The organism is Fictibacillus arsenicus (assembly GCF_001642935.1).
In the GTDB taxonomy this organism is placed as follows: domain Bacteria; phylum Bacillota; class Bacilli; order Bacillales; family Fictibacillaceae; genus Fictibacillus; species Fictibacillus arsenicus_B.
In genome coordinates, this window is the sequence record NZ_CP016761.1 from 3,978,949 (window position 1) to 4,004,906 (window position 25,958).

19 protein-coding genes, 2 pseudogenes and 2 riboswitches are annotated in these 25,958 nt (G+C 39.9%); of the genes and pseudogenes, 6 read left to right on the top strand and 15 right to left on the bottom strand.

What is annotated here, in order from left to right; translation table 11 throughout:
- Window positions 1-139: 139 nt before the first annotated feature.
- Together ABE41_RS20075 and ABE41_RS20080 are read right to left on the bottom strand one after the other, a co-directional pair.
- On the bottom strand, window positions 140-520 hold the full coding sequence (locus ABE41_RS20075; protein WP_066294309.1) for a DUF1761 domain-containing protein: 381 nt from the start codon (window positions 518-520) through the stop codon (window positions 140-142).
- A gap of 15 nt (window positions 521-535) precedes the next feature.
- Window positions 536-1,480: an AraC family transcriptional regulator gene (locus ABE41_RS20080; protein WP_066294315.1), complete on the bottom strand. Its 945-nt coding sequence runs from the start codon at window positions 1,478-1,480 to the stop codon at window positions 536-538.
- 221 nt (window positions 1,481-1,701) lie between these two features.
- Between ABE41_RS20080 and ABE41_RS21180 the strand changes: the two genes are divergently transcribed.
- Complete coding sequence (locus tag ABE41_RS21180) at window positions 1,702-1,845, top strand: hypothetical protein (protein ID WP_156774323.1); 144 nt, start codon at window positions 1,702-1,704, stop codon at window positions 1,843-1,845.
- Window positions 1,846-2,207: 362 nt separating this feature from the next.
- Here ABE41_RS21180 and ABE41_RS20085 read toward each other — a convergent pair whose 3' ends face one another.
- On the bottom strand, window positions 2,208-3,032 hold the full coding sequence (locus ABE41_RS20085) for a MetQ/NlpA family ABC transporter substrate-binding protein (RefSeq protein ID WP_066294318.1): 825 nt from the start codon (window positions 3,030-3,032) through the stop codon (window positions 2,208-2,210).
- Window positions 3,033-3,051: 19 nt separating this feature from the next.
- Complete coding sequence (locus ABE41_RS20090) at window positions 3,052-4,446, bottom strand: LLM class flavin-dependent oxidoreductase (protein WP_066294321.1); 1,395 nt, start codon at window positions 4,444-4,446, stop codon at window positions 3,052-3,054.
- Between the two features lie 121 nt (window positions 4,447-4,567).
- A riboswitch (SAM riboswitch) is annotated at window positions 4,568-4,670 on the bottom strand.
- 160 nt (window positions 4,671-4,830) lie between these two features.
- Window positions 4,831-4,945, top strand: a riboswitch (SAM riboswitch).
- An 87-nt stretch (window positions 4,946-5,032) separates the two neighbouring features.
- Here ABE41_RS20090 and ABE41_RS20095 point away from each other — a divergent pair.
- A complete protein-coding gene (locus tag ABE41_RS20095) occupies window positions 5,033-6,214 on the top strand; it encodes an acyl-CoA dehydrogenase family protein (RefSeq protein ID WP_066294324.1) in 1,182 nt (393 codons plus the stop codon).
- Window positions 6,215-6,406: 192 nt separating this feature from the next.
- Here ABE41_RS20095 and ABE41_RS20100 read toward each other — a convergent pair whose 3' ends face one another.
- The 10 genes and pseudogenes from ABE41_RS20100 to ABE41_RS20145 form a co-directional block, all read right to left on the bottom strand.
- Window positions 6,407-8,317 (bottom strand): PTS fructose transporter subunit IIABC, encoded by a 1,911-nt coding sequence (locus ABE41_RS20100; RefSeq protein WP_066294328.1) that lies wholly within the window; start codon window positions 8,315-8,317, stop codon window positions 6,407-6,409.
- A gap of 126 nt (window positions 8,318-8,443) precedes the next feature.
- A complete protein-coding gene (locus ABE41_RS20105; RefSeq protein WP_066294329.1) occupies window positions 8,444-9,991 on the bottom strand; it encodes a BCCT family transporter in 1,548 nt (515 codons plus the stop codon).
- A 116-nt stretch (window positions 9,992-10,107) separates the two neighbouring features.
- A pseudogene (locus tag ABE41_RS20110) lies at window positions 10,108-10,350 on the bottom strand (SDR family oxidoreductase); the annotation flags it as partial.
- A 295-nt stretch (window positions 10,351-10,645) separates the two neighbouring features.
- Window positions 10,646-11,809: a CaiB/BaiF CoA transferase family protein gene (locus ABE41_RS20115; protein ID WP_437435456.1), complete on the bottom strand. Its 1,164-nt coding sequence runs from the start codon at window positions 11,807-11,809 to the stop codon at window positions 10,646-10,648.
- A gap of 3 nt (window positions 11,810-11,812) precedes the next feature.
- Entirely contained in the window at window positions 11,813-13,387 is a 1,575-nt protein-coding gene (locus ABE41_RS20120) for a fatty acid--CoA ligase (RefSeq protein ID WP_066294330.1), read from the bottom strand.
- A gap of 192 nt (window positions 13,388-13,579) precedes the next feature.
- Complete coding sequence (locus ABE41_RS20125; protein ID WP_066294331.1) at window positions 13,580-14,719, bottom strand: thiolase family protein; 1,140 nt, start codon at window positions 14,717-14,719, stop codon at window positions 13,580-13,582.
- A gap of 34 nt (window positions 14,720-14,753) precedes the next feature.
- Entirely contained in the window at window positions 14,754-15,899 is a 1,146-nt protein-coding gene (locus ABE41_RS20130; protein ID WP_066294337.1) for an acyl-CoA dehydrogenase family protein, read from the bottom strand.
- A 37-nt stretch (window positions 15,900-15,936) separates the two neighbouring features.
- On the bottom strand, window positions 15,937-17,475 hold the full coding sequence (locus ABE41_RS20135) for an acyl-CoA synthetase (RefSeq protein ID WP_066294340.1): 1,539 nt from the start codon (window positions 17,473-17,475) through the stop codon (window positions 15,937-15,939).
- A gap of 167 nt (window positions 17,476-17,642) precedes the next feature.
- Complete coding sequence (locus ABE41_RS20140) at window positions 17,643-19,382, bottom strand: sigma 54-interacting transcriptional regulator (RefSeq protein WP_066294342.1); 1,740 nt, start codon at window positions 19,380-19,382, stop codon at window positions 17,643-17,645.
- Between the two features lie 388 nt (window positions 19,383-19,770).
- Window positions 19,771-20,538, bottom strand: a complete 768-nt coding sequence (locus tag ABE41_RS20145) for a 3-hydroxyacyl-CoA dehydrogenase (RefSeq protein WP_066294344.1) — start codon at window positions 20,536-20,538, stop codon at window positions 19,771-19,773.
- A 439-nt stretch (window positions 20,539-20,977) separates the two neighbouring features.
- On the opposite strand from ABE41_RS20145, the gene ABE41_RS20150 reads away from it, so the two are divergent.
- Together ABE41_RS20150 and ABE41_RS20155 are read left to right on the top strand one after the other, a co-directional pair.
- Window positions 20,978-22,909 carry a DUF2075 domain-containing protein gene (locus ABE41_RS20150; protein ID WP_066294346.1) on the top strand — a complete coding sequence of 644 codons (1,932 nt, stop codon included), beginning with the start codon at window positions 20,978-20,980 and terminating at the stop codon, window positions 22,907-22,909.
- Window positions 22,910-22,966: 57 nt separating this feature from the next.
- On the top strand, window positions 22,967-23,275 hold the full coding sequence (locus ABE41_RS20155) for a nucleotide pyrophosphohydrolase (protein ID WP_066294348.1): 309 nt from the start codon (window positions 22,967-22,969) through the stop codon (window positions 23,273-23,275).
- Window positions 23,276-23,470: 195 nt separating this feature from the next.
- Here ABE41_RS20155 and ABE41_RS20160 read toward each other — a convergent pair.
- Window positions 23,471-24,024 (bottom strand): annotated as a pseudogene (locus tag ABE41_RS20160) (DUF488 domain-containing protein).
- A 592-nt stretch (window positions 24,025-24,616) separates the two neighbouring features.
- Here ABE41_RS20160 and ABE41_RS20165 point away from each other — a divergent pair.
- Window positions 24,617-25,480, top strand: a complete 864-nt coding sequence (locus ABE41_RS20165; RefSeq protein WP_066294350.1) for a helix-turn-helix domain-containing protein — start codon at window positions 24,617-24,619, stop codon at window positions 25,478-25,480.
- A gap of 52 nt (window positions 25,481-25,532) precedes the next feature.
- On the top strand, window positions 25,533-25,910 hold the full coding sequence (locus ABE41_RS20170; RefSeq protein ID WP_066294352.1) for a VOC family protein: 378 nt from the start codon (window positions 25,533-25,535) through the stop codon (window positions 25,908-25,910).
- The last annotated feature ends 48 nt before the right edge of the window (window positions 25,911-25,958 follow it).

Sequence of the window (25,958 nt, forward strand, 5' to 3'; positions counted from 1 at the left end):
TTATGCCAGTGGTTTTTTATGATAATTGTATTTAAAAAAAGAATCTCGCCTCTTCCGTTCCTCTCAACTGTCAGCGAACATCTTTAGAAAATAGTCAAAAAAAAAGAAACCTTACTCAAAGGCTTCCCAGCATAATCATTTAGTTCATGAACCCATGGAGCATACCAAGCAGGGTGAAAATAACGAAGTGATCCCCTATTGCTATGATGCAAGATTTTTTTGTTAACAATCCAAACAGTGAGTTTTTAATATAAACCAATGAGATAAGCAAGCCGATCATAAATCCTATCGCTGTACCTGCTATAAAATTTTCAATCCCAGCAGCATTGATTAAAATGGATATTAAAAATGAACTGATAAAAGCAGTAAGGACAGAAAAAATATATTTGAAAGAGCCCTGGCTTCCAGCTTCTTTTTTCTTTCCTAGCAGAATGGAATAGTAGATGCCCCCATAGACCATATACAAAAGACCACCTAATAAAATGGCGATTCTGTTTAATTCATTTAATTCTAATAACATAAAACTGTCCCCTTTTTATTTTGGTTCAATGGCTAGGGCAATAGCTTTTATTTTGCACTCAAGTGTTAAAGAGTTCTTATTTGGGACTATGCTTATAAGTTCAACCGGGTTACTTAAATATTTATAACCGCTTTTAGGGAGCCAATAGCTGTACAATTCAGAATAACATTCAATTAACATGCTTCTTCTACTGTAATCTACAGGTTCTTCAAACTCATAAACAACGTGTTTTCCGCCATAAAAAATAAAAGTATCCTCTTCACTTTCTACTCCACATCCTTCAGGGATCGCAATATGACAATCATACCTGCTCTTTTCAGGTGGAGTTATATATGGATTATTTCTTGGAATCCCTAGGAATATTGCACCTTCATCAAGAAGTTCCCTTGAATCACACCAGCGAAAGACCTCTTCCCACGCTGCAGGAATCCCTTTCGTATAAGAACCTATTATTTGATTTTTTACTGTTTTACATTTTGGCAAAACACGTGTTTCAACCTTAGCTAAGTCCAGCCATTTGAATTTATTATAGCGGGTATTCTCTTTGATCACTTTCGTCATTTTGCTTACTTGTTTAGAATTCTTGCTATCATCCTCATACTCACGGGGAAAACGTTCTAAATAGGCGCCTTCTCTCCATTTCTTTGGGTTCGTTTTAAAATAAGACTGAAAGGAATATGTAAAATACGACAAAGAAGAGAAACCGCACATTAATGCAACTTGGGTGACAGGAATATGAGGTTCATATATTAAAAGATGTGCCGCATTCTCCAAACGATTCCGTTTCACATAAGCAGATGGAGTTTCACCAACAATACTTTTAAACATTCTTTGAAAATGAAAAGGAGAGTATGTTGAGATCGCCGACAGCCTTTCAAGAGTGAGTGAATCTTCTAAATGTTCATCTATGTATTCCAGTACTTTAAAGATATGCTTTCGCTGCTCTTTGTTAAAAATCATCGAATTTCCTCTTTCCCTTTCTCCATAAACCTGTTTCTAAATTATAAACTATAATTCCTATCGGCAAGTAATAGAAATTGTACGCAGCCCATTAAAAAAAATTCAGTGTTTTTCCAAACCATTTAGACAAGCTTGCGTAAAATAAAATAGAAAAGAGAGAGGTTTTATGTTCTCTCGATAGGATCGCAGGCTTTGTTAGTTACCGCTTTAGATTAGGTAATATGATTTTTGTAGATTATGGGGTGCTGGATACAAAGCAGCTAGGAAAAGGGATCGCCGACTCTTTTCTTCCAGTCTTCGAAAACCATCTATTGAAACAGGGCATTCAAGTGGTTTATGGCAATGTAGATGAGGAAAGTTTTTAAACAACGGCTCAAGTATCGTCATCCAAAAAAATCTTACAGGTTCAAATCAGTAAAATAATACTCGTTCTCTTTATGTAATAAAACTAAGTATACCACCGTCACAGGGTTAACCATGTAATTTTATAAATTAGCAGATCCATGTTAATCGTTGGGTCTGCTTTTTTTATGTGCTGTTTAATATTTAAAGCTGGCTCGTTATGTTAAGCCAGCTTGTCTGTTTTACAAGTTGATTGGAGCGCAAGGTGCGAGACTCCTGCGGGAGCAGCGTGACAGGTGAGAATCCACAGGCTCAGAAGCTAGCTCACCTTACCCCTCGCGGAAATCAACCACTTCTAATACCAACAAAGAATAAAAAGAGAAAATTATTTTGAAGCAGTTTTCTTATTCATCCATTCAGGTTTATGGAATTGTTCAAACTCACTATTGATCACTTTTTTAAATTCTTCAGATTCAACAGCTGCTTTAAGATCTTTAGCCAACTTTGAATTCTTATCTTCTTCTAAAACAACGATTCGATTAATGATATCTTCTGGAAGCTTGTCCTTTACAATGGCGTCCTCTAAGTTTAAACCTGATGAGATCGCAAAGTTTCCATTGACCGCGGCTAAATCAACAGATTCCAATGTTCGGGGAGTTTGAGCCGCCTCTACTGGCTGAAATTTAAGCTTCTTCGGATTTTTTATGACGTCTTTTTCTGATACTCGCAGCGGATTTGCTTTACCGTCAATCTCAATTAATCCGTTATCTCTTAAAACCGTTAAACCGCGAGCTAGATTTGTTGGGTCATTTGCTAGTGCGACCGTGCTCCCAGGCTTGATTTCTTCGAGCGATTTAAATTTGTTGGAGTATATGCCGATAGGTGCTGTTGGAACCGTCACTACACTTGATAATTTCATATTATTTTCTTTTGAAAAAGCGTCCATATACACCTTATGCTGAAACAGATTTGCATCCAGCGAACCGCTTTTAAGTGATATATTCGGCTGTACATAGTCATTGAATTCCTTAACCTCGACTTTGTATCCCTTTTTCTCTAAATATGGCTTAACGCCTTTTTCAAGCATATCGCTATATGGAACGGTAGCTCCGAGTGTGATATCCTTCTTTTCCCCTTCTCCTGAAGCTCCACATCCAGCTAAAGCTATGATGGCTGTGAGCCCTATGATTAAACGAGTTATTTTTTTCATTCTTATCTCCACTCCTTTTCTATTGGTTAGTTTCCGCTAGAACTCTTCGATACTTTGCTGCTGGATGGTCACTTGGCAATAAGCTCTCTCCATGCGGAAATAATTTTTCCCTCAACGTTCCTTTGCTGTACTCTTTTTTATACAGTCCTCTTTCTTGAAGTACCGGTACGACCATTTCCACAAAAGCTTCCAGATCACCCGGAGTTACAAGGTGATTTAAGTTAAATCCATCAACACCAGACTCCTCAAACTGAGCTTGAATCCCGTCTGCTACTTGTTCTGGACTGCCAACAATATAGCTTCCCCTGTCAGGTGACTCAAACCGGTTAAGCACTTCTCCTACAGTAAGTTTTTTTGGTGCATCCTTTGTAAGTGTGGCAGCTTTGTAATGACCGCCTTCCGTAGACTTTGTATATTCAAATGGAAGGCCAGGATCAAGTTCTTCGTATTCAGCAATATCATATCCGCTTGCACCATACTGTGCTTTTGCAGCATCAGAGCTCCAAACCTTTGAATATTCCTCAAACTTCTGCTCTGCTTCCTCTGTCGTTTCTCCAACTACAACATTTAGGAAAGAAAAGATTTTTATATCTTCAGGGTTCCGTCCATGTTTTTTCGCTCGCTCTCTAATATCATCTGCATAGAAGCGAATTCTTTTTGCTGTTGGACCTCCCACAAAAATACACTCAGCATGTTTTGCCGCAAAATCACGCCCTCTTTCTGAGGTGCCTGCCTGATAAATAACAGGTGTTCTTTGGAGGGATGGCTCGCTTAAATGAGGTCCCTCCACTTTAAAATACTGTCCTTCGTGGTTAATCTCATGTACTTTTTCAGGATCGACTAGAGTGTCCGTCCCGATATCTTCAACAACCGCACCATCTTCCCAGCTGTTTTCCCAAAGTTTATAAGACACTTCTAGATACTCATCAGCAATGTTATAACGCTCATCGTGTTTAATCATATCCTCCAGGCCAAAATTTCTGGCTGCATTAGGAAGATAGGAAGTAACGACATTCCAGGCAATCCTTCCTTTCGTTAAATGATCGAGTGTAGAAAAACGGCGTGCATTTCCAAAAGGCTGTTCATATGTGGTACTAACCGTAATTGCAAACGATAAATTTTCAGTTACACTAGCCATCGCTGAGATAAGCAAAGCGGGATCATTTAACGGAACCTGCAGTCCATCCCTGATTGAAGGGGCTTTACTCTTTTGATAAACGTCATAGACACCTAGAACATCTGCAAAAAATATGGCATCAAACTTCCCTTTCTCCAGCAGCTTGGCATAATCAATCCAATAATCTAAGTCTTTATAACCCTTATGCCGTTTATTTTCCGGGTGCTTCCAAAGTCCATGAGAGTTATGCATGGCACTTGTCATCTCAAATGCGTTTAACAAAATTTCTTTACTCAAAATGATTTCCTCCGTAACGTTTGAATTTTTTGTACCGCTCCCAAGAGAAAAAATAAAAACCTCTTCATGAATAAGAAGAGGTTAATAAAATACGTGAAATGGAAAAAACGCATTTGATCTCTCCTTATCTATCAAGCTTGTAAGCTTGCTGGAATTGGCACAGTTCTAAAATAGTTGTTGCCGAGGCTTCAAAGGGCCAGTCCCTCCACCTCTCTCGATAAGAAATCGATAGTATTCAATTTATCAACAGAATATACAGGAATAAAAATAGCCTGTCAACGCACTTTCCCAAAATAATATAAAAATTTTAAGTTTTCAGTTTTTCATTGACAATATACTACCTAGTATCTTATAGTGATGACAATTAAAATTTATAATCTATTATTCTTATCACGAGTCAGGGGAGGAACTGGTCCTATGATCCTGCAGCAACCGCTTATCTTTACTAGATAAGAAAGGTGCTAATTCCAGCAGACATGCTATGTCTGAGAGATGAGAAAGAGTTCTTTAACAACGTCCTCTTTCGTCATTTTGAAAGGAGGATTTTTTTATGTCCTCTGAAAAATAATTGCAGGAGGAAAATTTCATGTCAAGAACTTATGTGGAAACAGAACAAGATAAGATACAAACAAACGTAAAAGAAATCTTAAAACAAGCAGAAGAGCTAAAAGAAGTTTTCAGCAGAAGAGCCGATGTGATTGATTCAGAAGGGATATTCCCTTATGAAAATTTTGCGGATCTAAAAAAAATGAACTTCCTATCTCTGACGATACCAAAAGAGTTTGGCGGCCAAGGCCTCAACCTTCTTGAATATTTACAAGTCCAAGAAATTTTAGCTCAAGGCGATGCCCCTACTGCTCTATCTTTGGGATGGCACTTAGGTGTAATGCTTGAAGCGGCTGAAAACAGGCATTGGCAAGGTTCAGCTTTTGAAAAGGTCAGCTCATTAATTGTTCAGGAAAGGTTACTCTTTAATTTGGCTCAGACAGAGCGAGCTACTGGAAGTCCTTCAAGAGGCGGAACCCCAGGCACAATTGCCAAAAAAGAAGAAAACGGCTGGCGTTTGAACGGAATTAAAGCATTTACTTCTATGGCTGAAGCTCTCGATTATTCCATTATTACAGCAGATCTTAATCACACCGGTAAAAAGGGTTTTATTTTAGTTGATCATAAACGAGAGGGTGTTTCTGTAAAAGAAACCTGGGACAGTATATCTATGAGAGGTACTAAAAGTGATGACCTTGTACTAGAAGATGTACTTGTTGATGAAGAAGACCTCTTATTTGTAGAAGATGGCCGTTCAGCCACAACAAGAGGATGGTATCTTCAAGTACCTGCCGTTTATATTGGGATTGCCGCCGCTGCAAAGAATTATGCGATAAAATTCGCTTCAGAATACAGTCCGAGCACCCTGCCAGGTCCAATAATAGAAGTCCCGGAAGTGAGAAGGAAAATTGGAAAGATTGAACTGGAACTTTTTAATGCACGCCAGGTGTTATATGCTGTTGCAAGGAAATGGGTCGATCAGCCAGAGCAGCGAATAAATATGGCTTCAGAGCTTGCTGCTGTTAAGCATATTGCGACGAACAGTGCGAACAAAGTAGTTGATTTAGCGATGAAGATCGTCGGGGCTAGAAGTCTTTCTGCTTCCAACCCGCTGCAAAGGCATTTTCGTGATGTGCGTGCAGGACTTCATAATCCTCCGACAGATGATGCAATCGTCTACTCATTAGCAGATGCAGTACTTTCTCAGGAGGAACATATATAAATAAATGAATAGAAATCTGTGTCGACTGACAGATTCATGTCAAAATAAGCAGATTTTTGTGAAATGAGATTACGGCCATCATACGTTAAAATGGATACAATATATTCGTTTATTACAAGATAGATAAGAACACCTATAAAATGCCTAAGTAATGAATAGAAAAAGAAGGTGACCTTTTATCACCTTCTTTTACTAATTAATATTTTCTAAAAGCTTATAAGCTTCCTCTTTTGTCTGAACGGCTAATAATTGTTCTCGATAGTTTTCATCCATCAGCTTACGAGAAAGCATCTGAAGAATTTTTAAATGTTCGTTTCCTTCATTATGTTTAGGAACGGCTATCATAAAAATTAATTTAGCTGCAGATCCATCAAGACTATTCCAGTCTACTCCATCACGTTTTAGTCCAAACACAACCCTTGGAGTTTTAACTGATTCTGATTTTCCATGAGGAATAGCTATATTCATACCGATCCCTGTTGTACTCTCTTTCTCACGGCTTACAATAGCTTGTTTAAATTCTCCTTTTGATGAAAGTGTTCCTGAATAATCAAGTTTGTTTATCATCTCTTCAATGACTTCATTCCTCGTAGAACCCTCTAAATCCAGATCAATTAGATCAAGATCCATAATATCTGTCAGCTTATTGATTGAAGTTTCTTTTTGAATTGTTTCATGTGGAACATTTTTGGTTTCTTCAACAGTTAACTGATTTTCAGTCTCTATATCTTTTTTTAAGAAGTTAACTAAAATGGCCGTTACAAATACTCCAGCAATAACAGCCACAAAGAACATTAGCACATTATCTACCGCTCCAAGCACTGCAACGATAGGTCCGCCATGTGCTACCCGGTCTCCGACATTTCCAAGCATTGCAATAACGGATCCTGTCATAGATCCTGCCATAATACTTGGTATTACACGCAAAGGATCTTGTGCTGCAAATGGAATAGCCCCTTCAGTAATTCCGAAGAGCCCCATTGTAAATGCTGCTTTTCCTGCTTCCCGTTCTGCAGCCCGGAATTTTCTTTTGTTCAATAATGTAGCTACACCCATTCCAATAGGAGGTATACAGATTGCAACTGCAATGGGACCCATAATTTCATAGTTTCCTTCACCAATCATGGCTGATCCGAATAAGAACGCAACTTTATTTACGGGTCCCCCCATATCAAACGAGATCATCGCACCTAAGATTAGTGCTAATAGCAATGAGCTCGTCCCTTGCATACCTGCCAGCCACGCTGTTAAGCCTTCAAATATACCCGCAACTGGAGCTCCAATTAGGAATACAAACGCTAATCCTACAATTAATGATGCTAGTACCGGAATAATGATGATAGGCATAATTGGCTGAATCGCTTTTGGAACATTTATTTTTTTGATAGCTAACGCTACATAACCAGCCAGGAAACCGGCGATTATTCCTCCAAGAAATCCAGCACCCGCTTCACTGCCGTAAAAACTTCCGTTAGCCGCTATAAACCCGCCAATGATACCTGGAGCAAGTCCAGGACGATCAGCGATACTGTAGGCAATATAACCTGCTAATATTGGAACCATGAAAGTAAACGATGCACCGCCAATCTGCTCTATCGTTTTCCAAAAGGAGTCCTCTGGAATCACAATTCCTCCAGGTGTTTTTTCTCCCCCTAGCGTTAAAGCAATCGCGATTAACAGACCACCGACTACAATGAAAGGAACCATAAAGGATACACCATTCATTAAATGGCGATAAATCGGATTCTCTTTCTTCTCTTTCTTATTGTTGTCTATTTTGCTGCCGGCTTTATAAACAGGAACATCACCATTTTTCAACTTCCTGATTAATTGCTCTGGTTTACGAATACCCTCCTGTACACCTGTGACCAATACCTTTTTACCGATAAACCGTTCTTTGTCTACAGTTTTATCAGCGGCAATGATAATGCCATCTGCTTCTAGAATATCTTGATCTGTTAATTCGTTCTCCACCCCGATGGAACCTTGTGTTTCAATTTTTATTTCAACTCCCATTTGATCAGCTGCTTTTTGTAAATTTTCGGCGGCCATATACGTATGGGCTATTCCGTTGGGGCATGAAGTAATAGCTAAGATTTTCAAATTTAAATTCCTCCTGCAAATATGCCTTATTAAAGTAATCGCTTCCAGGTTTCTTAAAGTGTAGGTAATTGATATAAATAGAAGCGAGATAGAATAATCTCTATACTCGCCATAAAATAAATTCTTCTATTCTTTCTTCTTTGCCAGCTTTTCAATTCTTTTAAAACGTCTTAAATCAGCTTTTCGGATTGGAAGCGGCTCTCTTTTTAGAAGCTTTATGGTTGAGAATAAGAGCAGCAGCAAAATAACTATAAAAGGCAATGCTGCAATTAATGAAGCTGTCTGCAGCGCTTCAAGTCCTCCTGCATACAGCAGAACTGCTGCGATGGCAGCCATCAGTATTCCCCATACAAATTTTGCGAACTGCGGCGGGTTCAAGCTTCCATGCGAGGTCATGCTTGCAAGAATATATGTCGCTGAATCCGCCGAAGTAACTAGGAAAGTAAAAATAAGTAAAAGTGAAATAACTGATAGCATATCCGTCATAGGTAAGCCTTCGTACACTTGAAAAAGAGCTGAAGTTAAATCAGCATCCACCGCTTCTGCAATTTGAGTGCCGTTATGTAAGTCATTCCATAGGGCTGTTCCACCGAAAGTAGCAATCCAAAGACAAGCAATTGCAGGGGGAATAACCATGACACCTATAATAAATTCCCTTATCGTTCTTCCTCTCGAAACTCTCGCCACAAAAGCTCCAACAAATGGAGACCATGCGATTACCCAAGCCCAATAAAAAATTGTCCAGTCTCTGATCCAAGTACCACCTTTATATGGCTGCACTCTTAAACTGTTTTGAACAAAGTTGGTAATATAATCTCCAATAGCCAAAGTAAAGGACTCTAGAATAAAGACTTTCGGACCTGCTGCAAAGACAAATAAAAGAAGACCAATCGCAAGACCTAAATTCAAATTACTTAAGTATTTGATTCCTTTCTTTAACCCTGTTGTGGAAGAAAGCATATAAGCTATAAACATGAACAGAATGATTGTCAGCTGAATACCAATGGAGTTACCCGTTTTAAATACGATATTTAATCCGCCGTTCATTTGAAGAACGCCAAGTCCTACGGATGTTGCTATACCCATTACTGTTGCAATAACCGCAAAAGAATCAATGGTATTTTTCACAGCTCGTCTGCTCCCAATTACTGGTTCTAAAGCAGTAGAAACGAGTCCGTCTTTTTGCTTTCTAAATTGCAAAAAACCAATTACAAGCCCAACCAGCGCAAAAACAGACCATTGGCTGATTCCCCAATGGAAAAAAGAATAACCCATAGCTAGTCTAGCAGCTTCTTCTGTTTGTCCTTTAACGGCAGAGAATGGCGGAGAAAAGAAATGACTCATTGGTTCTGCTACTCCCCAAAATACAAGACCAGCACCGAATCCGGCAGAAAATAGCATGCCGATCCATGTGAAAAATGAGAATTCTGGGCTTTCATTTTCCCCTCCTAGACGAATTGCACCGTACTTGCTGAATGCGAGTCCAACTAAGAAAATAATAATAATGAAAACAGAAAATAAATAGAACCAACCAAAATTGATCGTGGTAAAATCAAATAATTTACCAGCAACTTTCCCGAATTTTTTTGGCATGACTGCTCCAATCAAAACGAATAACATGATGACCGCAGCTGACACATAAAATACAGGATTTTTCCAAACCTCACTTTTCATGTCGTGCCCCCTTAAAAATAATTTACTTATTTACTATTACCTATCAATTGGTTCGTAAACATGTGTATATAAACAAAAAAACCTCAGCACAAGTTTGCCGAGGTTAAATAAATCAATTATTGAGCTGTATAACCGCCATCAATGACAATTGCTTGTCCTGTTACACTCTTCGCTTTGTCACTGGATAAGAACATAGCATAGTCAGCAATTTCACTTACTTCCATAAGACGTTTTTGCGGAACTAGCGGATAAATTACTTCTTCAAGCACTTTATCTAAAGATACATTTTTTGTTTTCGCCAAGTCTTCTAATTGACCGCGAACAAGGGGAGTATCTACACATCCAGGGCAAAGTGCGTTACATTTTTTCATCTGAAATATATAGAATATCAATTTAAATAAGAGTTTTAATGACGTACTTAAACAAACCGAAGTAAATCTTTTTATACAAAACGAAATTCATAGTAACAAATAATTTTTGAACATTAGCAGTGTGATTTTACTCGATAAGGCTGGTTTTTATGAGTTTATCGTGGTGATGATAGACATGTCTATATTATTAGTTTAGTGGATTTGAAAATTTAATAAAAATAACCGATATCCTTAAAAGATACGGTTAAAGTAACAAATATTAATGATATTGTTTAGAGCCTGTTTATATAATACCCGTACTTCTCCATGCCAAAAGCTCACTTTCAGATATATGAAGCAACTTTTTAAGTACTTCGTCAGTATGTTCTCCCTTTTCTGGTGCAGACGGCAGATCTTCTGTTCTCAGCCCGCTGTGCATCTTAACCTGACCGCCTGCATGCACGGCTTCTTTTTCTAAAAAATATGGGTGCTTAGCGATTTCGTGCCCCTCAAGAACAGGAGCAAGACAGCAGTCCGTATCCATACCGAACTTACTCCACTCATCCATTGTTCTGCTCTTAAAGAGTTCTATCATTTTCTTATAGATAGAACAGTCTGGCGTAGTTCTTGAAAACTGCAGCGGTATCCAATCCGGACGATCTACTCCCAGGCAAAAGTTGTTCCAGAACTTTGATTCCAGTGCTCCGAGACTTACAAAACGGCCGTCCTTTGTCTCATACAGTGCATAAGAAACAATACTACCGTTTAATACACCGAACCCGTTTCTTGTTCCGGTTTCCTTTTCTATCAAAACATGATTGACCATAAAGGAAGCCATGACCTCTGTGATGGAGATAGAATGATAGCTCCCCTTGCCTGTTATTGATCGGGAAACGAGTCCTGCTAAAATCCCTTCGTTGGCTGCCATCCCTCCAATAAAGTCTGCAAACGTATTAGATGGGTGGACTGGACGGCCATGATCATCCTTAAGCTGAGCGAGTGCCCCGCTGAGTGCCATGTAATTGATATCATGGCTGCCAAGAGTGCTTAAAATGCCGTCCTGTCCATATCCGGATATGGAACAGTAGATGATTTTCGGATTTACTTTGGATACTTCTTCAAAACTGAGACCGAGTTTTGCCATTTTGCCAGGACGGAAACTTTCAATAAGTACATCCGCTTCTTGTATAAGACGAAGGGCTATTTCCCTCCCTGATGCATGTTTCAGGTTCAATGTGATACCCTTTTTCCCCCGGTTATTCGCCTTAAATCCAATTCCTTCTCCATTACTTTTTGGACCTGTAGTACGGGCAGGGTCGCCTGAAGGGGGTTCCACCTTAATAACTTCTGCTCCCATTTCAGCAAGCCTTAATGTTGCAAATGGCCCGGGTAAGTACTGGCTGAAATCAAGAACTCGGACATCTTCCAGCAGCTTGCTTGAAAGGTGTTCTGTTTTTTCCTTCAGCATTTCTTACAATGCTCCCCTGTTCGTTATGAACAGATCCTCTAATTGTTTACGGAGTACGAATTTTTGAATTTTGCCGCTCGCATTTCTTGGCAGAGCTTCACAGAAAATGTACTTACGCGGACGTTTATAATTGGCGATTTGATCACTGCTTTTACACCATCCATCAAGGTCTTCTTCTGTTACAGCATGATCCTTCTTTACAACAAAAGCTGTTACCGTTTCGCCCCAGCGGTCATCCGGCTGCCCGACAACAGCGGCATCAAGCACCCCTTTATGGGCATGAAGTACATCTTCAACCTCTCTTGGATATATGTTTTCTCCGCCGGAAATAATCATGTCATCAACTCGGTCCTTTACCCACAAGTACCCTTCTTCATCTAGGTAGCCGATATCGCCTGAATGGTACCATCCCTTATATAAAGCTTTTTCCGTCGCCTCTTCCCTTTGAAAGTAACCGGACATCATGCAAGGACCTTTGACAAGGATCTCACCGGTTTCTCCAGGCGGCATAACATCATTAGGGTCAGACGGTCCATTTTCATTCGGGCGGACAATGCGAATCTCATGATTAAGACATGCCTGTCCTGCCGATCCGGCTTTTCTGAGCTGATCTTGTTCACCAAGAAACGTAATAGCAGGACCCATCTCGGTCATTCCATATGCTTGGACGAGCGTTAGACCTAGTCGTTCATGGCAAGCATGGACAAGGGAAGGAGCCATTGGCGCTGCCCCATACAAACCGGTCTTTAAACTCGATATATCAAATTGTTGCAAATCTTCTTGAAGGAGCATATTCCACATGGTGGGCGCTGCAAAAAATTTCGTGATTTTCTCTTCTTCAATCAAGCTAAGCACCTTTTTCGGATCAAACTGATGAAGAATGACATTGCTTGCTCCGACGTGTAATCTTGGTAAAAATGCGCAATGGAGTTCCGCACAATGAAACATGGGCGCCGTTACAAGTCCTGCATCAGAAGAATCAAGCTTCGTTGCACCTATAACGATTAAACTTTGTTCTACGATTTCACGGTGGGAGTGGAGCACCCCTTTAGGTCTTCCCGTCGTCCCGCTGGTATACATGATGGCGTACAGGTCATTTTCATCTACAGGTAATTCTGCCAGCTCTGAAGAGGCTCCCGACACTTTTTCATGATAGCTCGCCGCATATTCAGGATACTCTCCGTCAATCTGCCAAAATAAAGCTCTCGTAAATCGATCCTTGATACTAGTTACGGTTGGCTCAAGAGCTTTTTCAAAGAGTACAACCTTAGGGGCTGCATCATGAAGGATAAACGCCACTTCTTCAGCCGTCAGACGGAAGTTGATGGGGTTAAAGACAGCCCCGATTTTTGTGCAGGCAAGGAATGCAGTAGCGAGTTCTTCCGTATTGAATAAAAAGGTTGAAACTCGGTCACCCTTTGTCACTCCTTCTTTCATGAGTGCATTGGCCAGTTTATTTACCTGGACGTTCCATTCGCTGTAGGATAAGCGCTGATTCTTCCTGACATCATAAATCGCCTCTTTGTTTGGAAACTTTTGCACGGTCAAATCAAATATTCTGCCAATCGTTGTCCCCATCTTAATCCCTCCGTTATCATTAGATTCAGCTTATTTCTAAAGGCTGTTTTCGCAAATTTTGTTGCTCTTGAAAGTCGTTGATTTCCTCCTTTCTATGAATTTATTTTTACCGTTGATAAAATTCAAATTACCGTTCATAAAAATCGAATTACCTTGCATAAAATCCATCACTGCTGAAACTAACCCTTTAAGCTAATCAAGCCTTTCTATAATTGTGGCATTCGCCATTCCGTGCCCTTCACACATCGTTTGCAGCCCATACCTTCCTCCAGTCCTTTCAAGCTCATGCATTAACGTAACCATTAAGCGGGCACCACTTCCGCCGAGTGGGTGTCCTAGGGCAATCGCACCGCCATTCGGGTTGAGCTTCTTAGGATTGGCACCTGTCTCTTTTAACCACGCAAGTGTGACAGATGCAAAGGCTTCATTCACTTCAAAAATGTCAATGTCATCAATGGTAAGACCTGATTTTTCCAATGCTTTTTGTGTTGCTGGAATCGGACCTGTCAGCATGAGAGTTGGATCCGATCCAACCACAACACGGGTATGGACTTTAAACCGGGGTTTAAGCCCGAGTTCTTCTGCTTTTTCCCGGCTCATTAAGAGCATAGCGGCAGTTCCATCACTGATCTGGCTTGCATTTCCGGCATGGATGACGCCATTTTCTATAAAAGCTGGTTTCAAGCTTTCCAATGCTTCAAGTGATGTTTCCTCGCGCGGTCCAGAATCCTTGGAAAACACCGTTCCATCTGAAAGCTGTACAGGAACGATCTCCCTATTAAAATAGCCTTCAGCTTGCGCACGAAGTGCTTTTTTATGGCTTTCGAGTGAATAGCGGTCGAGATCTTCTCTCGTAAACTCGTATTTTTCAGCGATTCGTTCCGCCGACAATCCCTGATGAATCACTTCATAACGTTCCTTTAGAGCCGGACTGAAACCCGTTCCCTGATAATTCGATCCCATCGGCACACGGGACATGCTCTCAACACCGCCTGCGATCACAACATCCATATCCCCGGACAGAATCGCTTGGGCTGCAAAATGTACAGCCTGCTGACTCGAACCGCATTGGCGGTCAATCGTTGTACCAGGAACCTCGATCGGCAGACCCGCAATCAGTGCGGACACTCTTGCAATATCCCCCGCCTGTTCACCTGATTGAGTGACACAGCCTAAGATGACATCTTCTATTAAATGTGCATCTATGCCTGTTCGATCTACCAGTTCCTTTAGAACAATAGCTGCCAGATCATCCGGGCGGATATCCTTCAGACCGCCATTTCTTCTTCCAACTGCTGTTCTTATTCCTTCTACAATTACAGCTTCTCTCATCTCTTCTCCCTCACTTTTCTATGTGTAAGACGTTCTATAAACCTAAGTTTTTAGCAATAATAACTTTCATAATTTCGTTTGTACCGGCGTAAATGCTTGCGACCGGAATGTCTCTGTATCTTCTGGCAATCTCGTATTCTTCCATATACCCATAGCCGCCGTGCAGCTGCATGCATTCCCCCGCAATCCGCTTTGCTGTATCGGTAAGCCTCCATTTAGCCATCGACACCTTTGTTACGATATTTTCGCCAGCCATATGCTCGGCGATAAGCGCATCAAGGAATGCCCTGCCCATCTCAATATCTGTCGCCATCTCTGCTAGCTTGAACTGTGTATTTTGAAACTGACTGACAGGACGGCCAAAAGCCTCTCTGTTCTTTACATAATTGAGGGTCTGCTTAAACATTTCCTCAGCTGCTGCCTGTGCGCCAATCGCCACTACGAGCCTTTCCTGCTGCAGTTTTTTCATCAAATATGTGAAACCTTTTCCTTCTTCACCAAGAAGGTTATCTTTATGAACGCGGCAGCCCTCGAAAATAAGTTCTGCTGTATCCTGACAATGAAGGCCGACCTTATCCAGTTTCCTTCCCCTTGTAAACCCGGGTGTATCTCTTTCAACTACAAATAAGCTTACGCCCTTATGTTTTGGTTTTGCATGAAGATCTGTTTTACAAGCTACAATGACCAGATCTGCATGGATTCCGTTCGTTATAAATGTCTTTTGTCCGTTAATGATGTAATGGCTGCCTTCAAGCTTTGCAGTTGTTTTGATACCCGCAAGATCAGACCCTGTTCCGGGCTCAGTCATGGCAATCGCAGTGATGATTTCTCCTGTCACACAGCGCGGCAGCCAGCGTTGTTTTTGCTCTTCTGTACCGTAGGCTGTGATATATGGTACGACAATATCATTATGAAGCCCGATTCCAATTAGACCTGAGCCTACTCGCTCGAGCTCTTCATTAATGACAGCAGCAAAACCCCAGTCAACACCGCTCCCGCCATATTTTTCTTCAACATCCGGGCAAAGAAAGCCTTGATCGCCCATTTTGGTCCAAAAAGAACGGGGGATTATCCGATCTTTTTCCCATTGATCATAAAAAGGATAAGCCTCTTTTTCTAAAAACTTTCTTAATGATTTACGGAACATCTCATGATCATCATTCAAAAAAGAACGCTTCATTTTCTGCAACCTCTTTCCATTGATGTTATTTAGGTTATTACTTCACACTATGCTCTTCATTAGTAAGGGCATTCATTTTTTGACGAAGCTGGTATTTCAGAATTTTTCCGGAAGCATTGCGAGGAAGCTGCTTTTCGATAAATATTCGCCGCGGCACTTTATAGCCGGCAAGCTTTTGACGGCAGAAGTTGATCAGTTCCTGCTCATCTAAAAGAGCACCTTCCTTCAGAACTACAACAGCTGTTACGGCTTCTCCCCACACTTCATCCGGTAAACCGATGATGGCAGCATCAAGAATAGCAGGATGCTCATACAGAATCACTTCAACCTCTGCTGAATACACATTTTCCCCACCAGAAATAATCATGTCTTTTTTCCGGTCGACAAGCGTAATGTATCCTTCTTCGTCCATCGACGCCAGATCACCCGTATAGAGCCAGCCATTCTTTAGAGCTGCTTTCGTCTCTTCAGGCTTCTTATAATATTCCTTCATGATCGTTTCACCTCGTAGGATGAACTCCCCAACTGTACCGGGACTTACATCCTCACCGTTTTCATAAACTACACGCGCTTCTGTAAGGAATCCGGCCTTGCCGCTCTTTCCCAGATGAAGCTCATGCCCTTCTGGATCAAGAAAAATGCCTCCTGGTCCCGCTTCTGTCAGTCCGCACAGATTATAAAACTGGTCTGTTTTAAAAGCTGTGATGCTCTTGCGGACAAGTTCAGGCGGCATCGGAGCCGCTCCATAACCGCAGCGCCTGATCGATGACAGATCATATTCCGTTACATTTGGTACTTGCAGCATGAAATTATACATTGCAGGAACAGCAAACAGATGTGTTATTTTGTGTTCCTGGATAGCTTGAAGCGCTGTTACAGGATGAAAATCACGATGGATATAGTGCCTACCGCCAAGTATAACGCCTGCGATCATAAATAAATTCAGCTGGGCTGAGTGAAAAAGAGGGGCTAGGTGCAGAAAGCGTTCATCCTTTTTCAGCTCCATATTAACGAGCATGGTCAGGCTTACTTTGAAAATCTTGTTATGATCGAACAGGGCACCTTTTGGCCGTCCTGTCGTTCCTGATGTATAAAGAATTTCGAGATCATCCTGTTCAAATACTTCTACATCCGGCTCGTTTTCATTGTGGGAAAGAATGTTGTTATACAGGAGATTACCTTGGCCAGCAGTGTTTCCGAAAATAATGGCTTGGACGTCTGTTCCATTTCTTGCTTTGTATACAGTGTCTTCAAATTCACTGTCACACAATACGAGGACAGCATCGGACTGAGTGAATATATACTGAACTTCATCAGGCGTCAGCCTAAAGTTCACCGGCACCACAACGGCACCAATTTTCGCGATGGCAAAAAAGGAAATCATAAAGTAATCGGAATTCTTCATGAAGAGAGCAACTTTCTCTCCTTTTTTAACACCTAAGCTAATTAATCCATTTGCCAGCCTGTTTACAGCCCTGTTCAGTTCTCCATACGTGTAGGTCCGTCCTTCACAATCAACCGCAAACCTTTCAGGAAAATTTCGTGCGTTCTGAGCCAGAAAACCGCCAATATGCATGTGCCTTCCTCCTCACTATTCATTCGTTCATTACTTCATATGCAATATTTATGCCAACATGAAGATAAACCAAGATAATTAAAAGCTGTACGTTTATCAGGATTACATTGTTTGATAGTTTGACAGGCAAATAAAAAAGTGTCCCGAAAATGGACACTTTAAAACACTTATTGAAGCTGATATTTTCTAATTTTTTCGTATAAACCTGATCGGCTAATCCCTAGCATTCTAGCAGCTTTGGCTTTGTTTCCATTCATCTCAGAGAGCGCTTTTTTAATCGTTTCAAGCTCTGCATTTTCAACCAGTGAAATCGACCGATCTTGTCTTTTTTCAGGCATTGCTTTTAACATATAATCCGGCAGGTCCTCAAGCTGAATCTTTCCATGCTCGGCAAAGGTCATGGCTCGCTCTAGGATATTCTTTAATTCCCGTACATTACCTGGCCAATGATAATGGAAGAGCGCCTCCTTAGTATCCTTCTCCATCCCCGTTATAGTTGTACCCAGCATTTTGTTCAGTTCTTCAGTCAGTTTTTGTGTTAAATAAGGAATATCTTCACGTCTTTCCCTGAGCGGTGGCACTTGAAGTGAAATCACATTCAAACGGTAATACAAGTCTTCTCTGAATGTCCCGTTCTTCACCATTTCCTCGAGATCACGGTTCGTTGCTGCAACAATCCTTACATCAACATGGATCTTCTTCGTCCCGCCAACCCGGTAAAACTCCCGTTCCTGCAGCACCCTTAACAGCTTCGCCTGAAGTGCAACAGACATGTCGCCTATCTCATCGAGAAAAAGAGTTCCCCCGTTAGCAAGGTCGAACTTTCCGATCTTCCCCTTTTGTCTGGCACCAGTAAAAGCGCCTTCCTCATATCCAAAAAACTCCGATTCTAGCAGTTCTTCTGGTATCGCAGCACAGTTTACAATGACAAACTTTCCTTTGCTTCTCGCACTGCTGTTATGAAGGGCATGGGCAAAAAGCTCCTTGCCTGTTCCGCTTTCTCCCCTTATTAAGACGGTAGAACGGCCTTTGGCAGCTTTTGCAGCACTTGACTTTAGCTTTTCCATATACGAATTGACACTCCATATATGCTCCCATGTAAATCGGGCAGATTCTGCCTCATTGTACTGCTGGTGATAAAAGCTTGCTTTGCTTTCGGCCCGCTGCAGCTTTTTAAACAGTTCGCTGACTTCATTCAGCTGCCTGAACATGACTTTTCCAATCGCGCCAATAACCTTTCCATCTTCTAGGATAGGTATCCGCTGGACGATATAGTTGATACCGTTGATCTCCATCATATCGCTGACTTCTGCTGTCTGTGTTTTATACACCTTTTTAAGATCAATCTTCGGCAAAACTTTATCAACGGGTTTATTTAATAATTCGTCTTGCTGAAGGTTGAACAAATCTAAAAAAGGCGGACTTACCATTTGAATACGCTCCTTTTCATCCGCCATAATAATACCGTCATACGCATACTTAAGTGTCGTTTCCAGTGTTTTTTTGAGTGCTTTAACCGTCTGCAAGGAATTAACCGATTTAAACAGAGACATCACCATATCCGTTTTGGTTAAAATGCCAGCTACTGTCCCATCATCATTCAGAACAACCCCGGTCCCAACCTTGCTTGATTTTACTCTCTTCTCAATTTGTTCAAATGGTGTATGAATTTCAATCGTTTCAACATGGTGATTTATGTACTTTTCAATAGATGTTGATAATGGACAGCCATCAGAAATCATCCGGTAAAGACTGCTCCTTGTAAAAACGCCAACCGGCAGTCTTTTCTCATCTGTCACAGGAAGTAAGTTCCACTTTTTTTGATACATCAGCTCCATCGCTTTATTCATAGACATTTCCTCTGTGACCACAAAGTCCATTTCCGTCATGATCTCTCTAAGTTCCATTCATCCACCTCCATTTCACTCTATTCTTATTTTAACAGTTTTCGTTATGTTTTTTGAATTTTCTAACTAAACAAACCAGGAGCTTTTACGGCACGTGTTCTTTTATTTATTACACGTTCGCCCGTTAGAAAGGCCGTTACACCCGTTTGACACTTCGTTTCACCCCTAGATCACCGCGTTACACCCCAGAACCAAGCTGTTTCACCCACTTCACCCACTTCACCCTCATTTTCACCCCATAACCATTATTCAGATCAAAACTCTTATAAAAAAGTGTGCAAATTAAGCTGAATTTGATAAAAAAATAAAAGCTGACACCATATAGGACATAAAATATGTTCCTTTTGGTCAGCTTTCTTCTTAAAATAGCTTCATTTTTGTTGATTTTTTATTTAGGCTGCATTCGTATAGCTCCATCGAGACGTATCGTTTCTCCATTCAGCATCGTATTCTCAACAATGCTTTGTACAAGCTGCGCATACTCTTCTGGAAGACCGAGCCTGGACGGGAACGGAACCATTTTTCCAAGTGCTGTCCGTGCTTCTTCCGGAAGCATTTCAAACATCGGTGTATGGAAAAGTCCCGGTGCAATTGTCATCACACGTATACCAAATCTAGCAAACTCCCTTGCAAGAGGAAGTGTCATTCCAACCACTCCGCCTTTTGAAGCGCTGTATGCAGCCTGGCCGATTTGCCCCTCAAATGCTGCAACAGAAGCCGTATTAATAATTACGCCTCTTTCACCTGCCGCATTTTCCACATTTTTAACCACACTCTCAGCTGCCAGACGGCATACGTTAAACGTACCAATCAGATTAACGGAAATTACTTTGGTGAAAAGATCCAAACTATGCGTTCCCTTTTTTCCAAACACTTTTTCAGCTATACCAATGCCGGCACAATTGACAACTGTATTAACGGAACCCATTCGATTTACTGCTGAAGCAACGGCTGCCTTGACTTCCTCTTCACTCGTTACATCTGTTTTAACAAAAGAAACAGATGAACCAAGTTCTTTAACAAGCCGATCCCCCTGTTCCACAGAAAGGTCGAGAATCACAGCCTGACCTCCGTTTTCAACAATCTTCCTTACCGTTGCCTCACCAAGACCTGAAGCCCCGCCTGTTACAAGCGCTCTAGACTCTTGAATATTCATCATCATCCCTCCCGCTTGTGAAGAGATGCAAGATTTATGCCAACAAATAAACAGGGATATGCCCTGCTTCAATGTCTGCTATGTGTACATACTGTTTTAATTCTGGTCAGAATTTGCACATCATGATATTTAATCACTTGTGAAAAGCTCCTCCCAATAAATCTGCTCAACCGGCACAAGCTCATCAGCTGATGAAGATACGTGATCTTACCAAATGAAGCATGGGGACGGTTCTACTTCTTCCTTTAAAAACCAAGAATTAATACGTTCCCGTGTTTTCCCTCGATTTAATTTAAAGATAGTCAGACACCTTTTGTTGAATTTTCAAATCTATTTTATTTTATGCTTGAATTTACATTATTTTGAATTTGTTCCCTGCTATCCCTTACAATAAGTGATAAAATATATCCAATAGACTCTCCAAAGAGGTGAAAACGACTTGATCATTTACGAAGCCACAAAAACTGAATTTATATCTGATGTTACGAACGAGCTTCTCGTAGAACGTCTTTACGAGTCATACCAAAATAAAATAGGTAGGACTACTAAAAGTGAAATCAACTCATGGGAGAATTCGCTGCAGCGTATGTCAAATGTTATGCAGGATGAAGAGATTCCTGATGATACATCGGTGGCAATAGAATTTAAGATTCCGAATACATCTAAACGAGTAGATTTCTTAGTGGCTGGTCACGATGGTATGCAGGATCATGTTGTGATTGTAGAATTGAAGCAGTGGTCAGAGGTTGAAAAGGTAACATCCAAAGATGCGCTTGTGTCTACCTATCTTGGGGGAAGTAACCGGACTGTGACGCATCCTTCTTATCAGGCATGGTCATACGCTACTTTAATTCAAGATTTTAATCAGAACGTGCAAGATCAGCATATTGTGTTGAAACCATGTGCCTATCTACATAATTACCGAAAGACAGAAAATGATCCGTTGATGGATCCTCACTATTCTGATCATCTAGCTAAAGCACCTGTTTTTGCAAAAGGTGAGATACAGAGATTAAGAGATTTTATTAAGAAGTACGTGCGTTACGGAGATCGTAACCAATTGATTTATCAGATAGAGCACGGCAAAATCCGACCATCCAAGTCATTACAAGATTCTCTTGCGAGTTTGCTGAAAGGGAATCAGGAATTCGTGCTTATTGATGAACAAAAAGTTTTTTATGAAGAGGCCTATCATTTAGCGCTCGAGAGTATTAAAAATAACCATAAGAGAGTAATGGTAATTGAAGGTGGACCAGGAACTGGAAAATCTGTAATGGCTGTAAACCTTCTAGTAAATCATATCAACCAGGGTTTAACAGCACTTTATGTATCAAAGAATTCAGCCCCTCGTAATGTTTATGCTTCCAAACTGAAAGGGACAATCAAGAAAACACAGATTGATAACCTGTTTAAAGGATCTGGCAGCTTTTATGAATCCGAAAAAAGTGAATTTGACGTGCTCATTATTGATGAAGCACACCGTTTGAATGAAAAGTCAGGACTATTCAGCAATCTAGGTGAAAATCAAATAAAGGAAGTAATTCGCTCATCTAAATTTACGATTTTCTTTATTGATGAAAATCAAAGAGTTACGCTAAAAGACATCGGAAGTATTGATTTAATCAAAACGTATGCAGAAGAGTTAGATGCCGAACTGATTCAGGGCAAACTCATTTCACAATTTCGCTGTGATGGATCTGATGCGTATATTGCCTGGTTGGATGACGTGCTTCAAATCAGGGAAACTGCGAACGCAAACGACCGTGGTGTAGATTATGACTTCAGGGTATATGATGACCCAAATGCTATGCTGAAGGAAATTGAAGAGCTGAATAAGAAAAATAACAAGTCACGTATTCTTGCTGGTTACTGCTGGGAGTGGCCGAAAAATGGCCGGACTAATACCCTTCATAAAGACATCGAAATACCCGAGCACAATTTTAGTATCAGCTGGAACCTCTCTGACAGCATTTGGGCAATCGAACAGGATTCTGTCTCTGAAGCAGGATGCATTCATACATCCCAAGGACTTGAATTTGATTACGTCGGTGTTATCATTGGACCTGACCTTAGCCTTAAGGATGACCTGGTGATTACAGACTATACAAAACGTGCTAAAACTGATCAGTCTCTTAAAGGAATTAAAACAATTGCAAAAGGAAATCCAGAAAAAGCTCATGCTCTTGCGGACCAAATTATTAGGAATACATACAGAACGCTTATGACTAGAGGACAGAAGGGATGCTTTATCTTCTGTACGGATTCAGCATTAAATAAGTATTTCAGAGAGCGGCTAAACAAATCTGTAGTTTATGATGATTTGTCACCAAGGCAGATAGTTGTGGCTGCGGAGGATCGAAGTAAGTATTAAAGCAGGCTTTTTAAGATTTAAACTTAGAAAATGACAACAATATTAAGGATGGTTAACATGAATGAAATTAAGCAAATAATGAACTTAATCAATGAATTTAGAGAGGCTAGAGATTGGGGACTATATCACAACCCAAAAGACCTTGCCATTTCGCTCTCTATTGAAGCTGCTGAACTGTTAGAAGATTTTCAGTGGAAAAGCAGTGACGAAGCTGTAGACCAAAACATTGAAAACATCAAAGAAGAAATCGCTGATGTATTCATTTACGGACTTATGCTCTGTAGTGAATTAGATTTAGATGTTGAGACAATTATTAAAGATAAGATTGAAAAGAATGGGTTGAAGTATCCTATTTCCAGTAAATAGTATAGATCAGGGATAGATATTTTATTTTTTTTTAAACATAAAGGAAGCACGAGACTCTTTCCCGTGCTTCTCGTGAACAGTTTTCATTTGAGGTAATGGCAGAAGCTTATGAAACATTTTTTGAGACTTTAATTAAATCCTATTCAGATCTCTAAGAGAAAGTGTTTAGGCACCTGTGTTTCTCGTTTTTTATTTTTATAGTTTCGGATACACGACGGTCCCATCTTCTTCAATGATTGGCATGGCTCCCCACTTCCCCAATTCATGAGGGACTATCCCAGAATTCCCCTTGGAATCAGGTATGAGATGGAGCACATCCCATCCATTTGCCTGCAGCCAGTTGCTGATGAGAAGACAGTGGCATCTTGCCGGATGATGTTCTGAACACATATAGATGAGAGTATTTTTTTTGGCCTGTTCCTTTAGTAGTTCTAAAGCATACTGAAAATCATCCGTCTTGTATAATCCGCATAGTTGTGAAATGAGCGGTTATTCCCTCCTTCGTTCAATTGTTCCCCTACCTGTCCCGACATTTCCCTTCTCCCGCCAAGACCGGGAAAATGGCGATAATGAATCCCCGCTTCTTTCAGCCACTGGTCCATTTTTTCTTTTTTAAAGTGTAAACTTCTGCGACTTGCAGGAAATGCCCGGACATTTGCCACAAAGCTAATTTCAGTTGATTCCAACAACTTCAAAAATTGTTCTTTTGAATGGTTATAATGTCCAATCGTATAGACTTTCATAATCATCTCCCCTTATACCAAAGACTTTCTTAACTCCTTGGCACTCGCTGGTCCTTCGCTGCAATAAACCGGTGTCAATATGTATCATTAAACATAGTCAAAACTAAATCGGCCACAACTTAAATTGGCACCTGTGTTCATATTAATGTAACAGGTAGTTATCAATCTCTTACCTATGAATATGGCTGCACGCTGAGAGCAAAGTACATGTTGCCTCAGCAAAATTTCTTCTGATGCTCTTTTTTTGCTTAAGATATCCTCATCCTCTCGCTCGAGCTGCCTTTTTCTATAAAGATGGACGATTCTGCATTCTCCGAATAAAAGAAAAATGAACTTACCGTTCTGCTAGTTCATCCGATTTATAAGGTATTCCACCAGATGTTGTTTGGAAATTGGAAGATTTCGTTCAAGTATACCTGTAGTGTTCTATATAAAAGCTACCCAACAGCTTTAAAAACGTAAAATAACACTTTTTTTGACTCTATTTATGATACGGTTCATACAAAATCATTGGTAATATATTTGAACAACTTAAAATTCTATTATTATGTATAATATTACTATGGAAAAATAAGTTATCTACTATGGAGATTGTATTATGACAAAAAATGAATCTACCAATTTCGTGTTGCATGCAAAAAGTGAACAGTTTTACTGGGAAGGGATTGGTCAATTGTCTCTTAAAACATTCTTTAATGGTAAAGCCCATTATAAGACTAACAAAGGCTTTTTTGCTGTTGAAGAGAATAGATACCTTCTCCTCAATGAGGGTGAATACACTATATCAATTGATGAACCTAAAGTTGTAGAATCCTTTTGTCTTTTCTTTAAAGATGGGTTTGCAGAAGAAGTCTTTCATTCCTTAAAAGAAACAAATGATCGTCTTCTAAGCGATCCGTTTAAGGATACAAGTTCTATTGGTTTTTTTGAAAAAACCTATCATAAAAATAATACTCTATCTTCTCAACTGGAAAATTTTATGCAGATATTACCAAGTCTTGAGATTGATTCCGTTGGTTATGAGGAACAATTTCATAAGATAATGTATTCTATTTTGAATGAACACTTTAATACATATAAAGAAATTGAATCATTACATGCAATTCGTAATTCTACACGTGAAGAATTATATAGAAGGGTAAGTATTGCACATGATTATATTAGATCATATTTTAATCAACCTATAAAACTAGATGAAGTTGCTAGAGTTGCTTGTTTATCACCTAACCATTTATTAAGAACTTACAATCAAATATACGGTAGAACACCTCATCAGCATATTTCAGAATTTAGAATACAAAAAGCAAAGCAACTATTATCAAAAGCAGATAAAAATATGACTGATATAACCTTTATACTTGGATTTCAAAACCCTGTGTCCTTTAGTAAAATGTTTAAACAACATGTTGGTATATCTCCTATAGAATATCGAAAAAAGGTGATATTGGATAAGAAAAATTAGAGGAAATTATTTATGCTTATAATGAATAGATATTTGAAAGGAGAATTGTAATATGGAAATGACAATGGTTCAAAAAGTTGGACAGATTGGTGTACCTGTTAAAGACTTGAATAGAGCATTAGATTTTTATAAAGAGAAATTAGGTCTATCCCTTTTATTTAACACTGATAGTATGGCATTCTTTGAATGTAACGGGTTGCGGCTAATGTTATCACTACCTGAAAAAGATGAATTCGCCCATTCAAGTTCAGTTATTTATTTTCATGTAACTAATATTAAAGATACTTATGAACACTTAGTAGCTAAAGAAGTTATCTTTATTGATGAACCACATGTTGTAGCGAAAATGGGACAAACAGAAACATGGATGGTATTTTTTAAAGATACAGAAGATAATACTCATGCATTTATGAGTGAAGTACAAGTTTAAGAAAACCAAAAGGAGACCTTCTAAATAACACGAACGGTCTCCTTAATT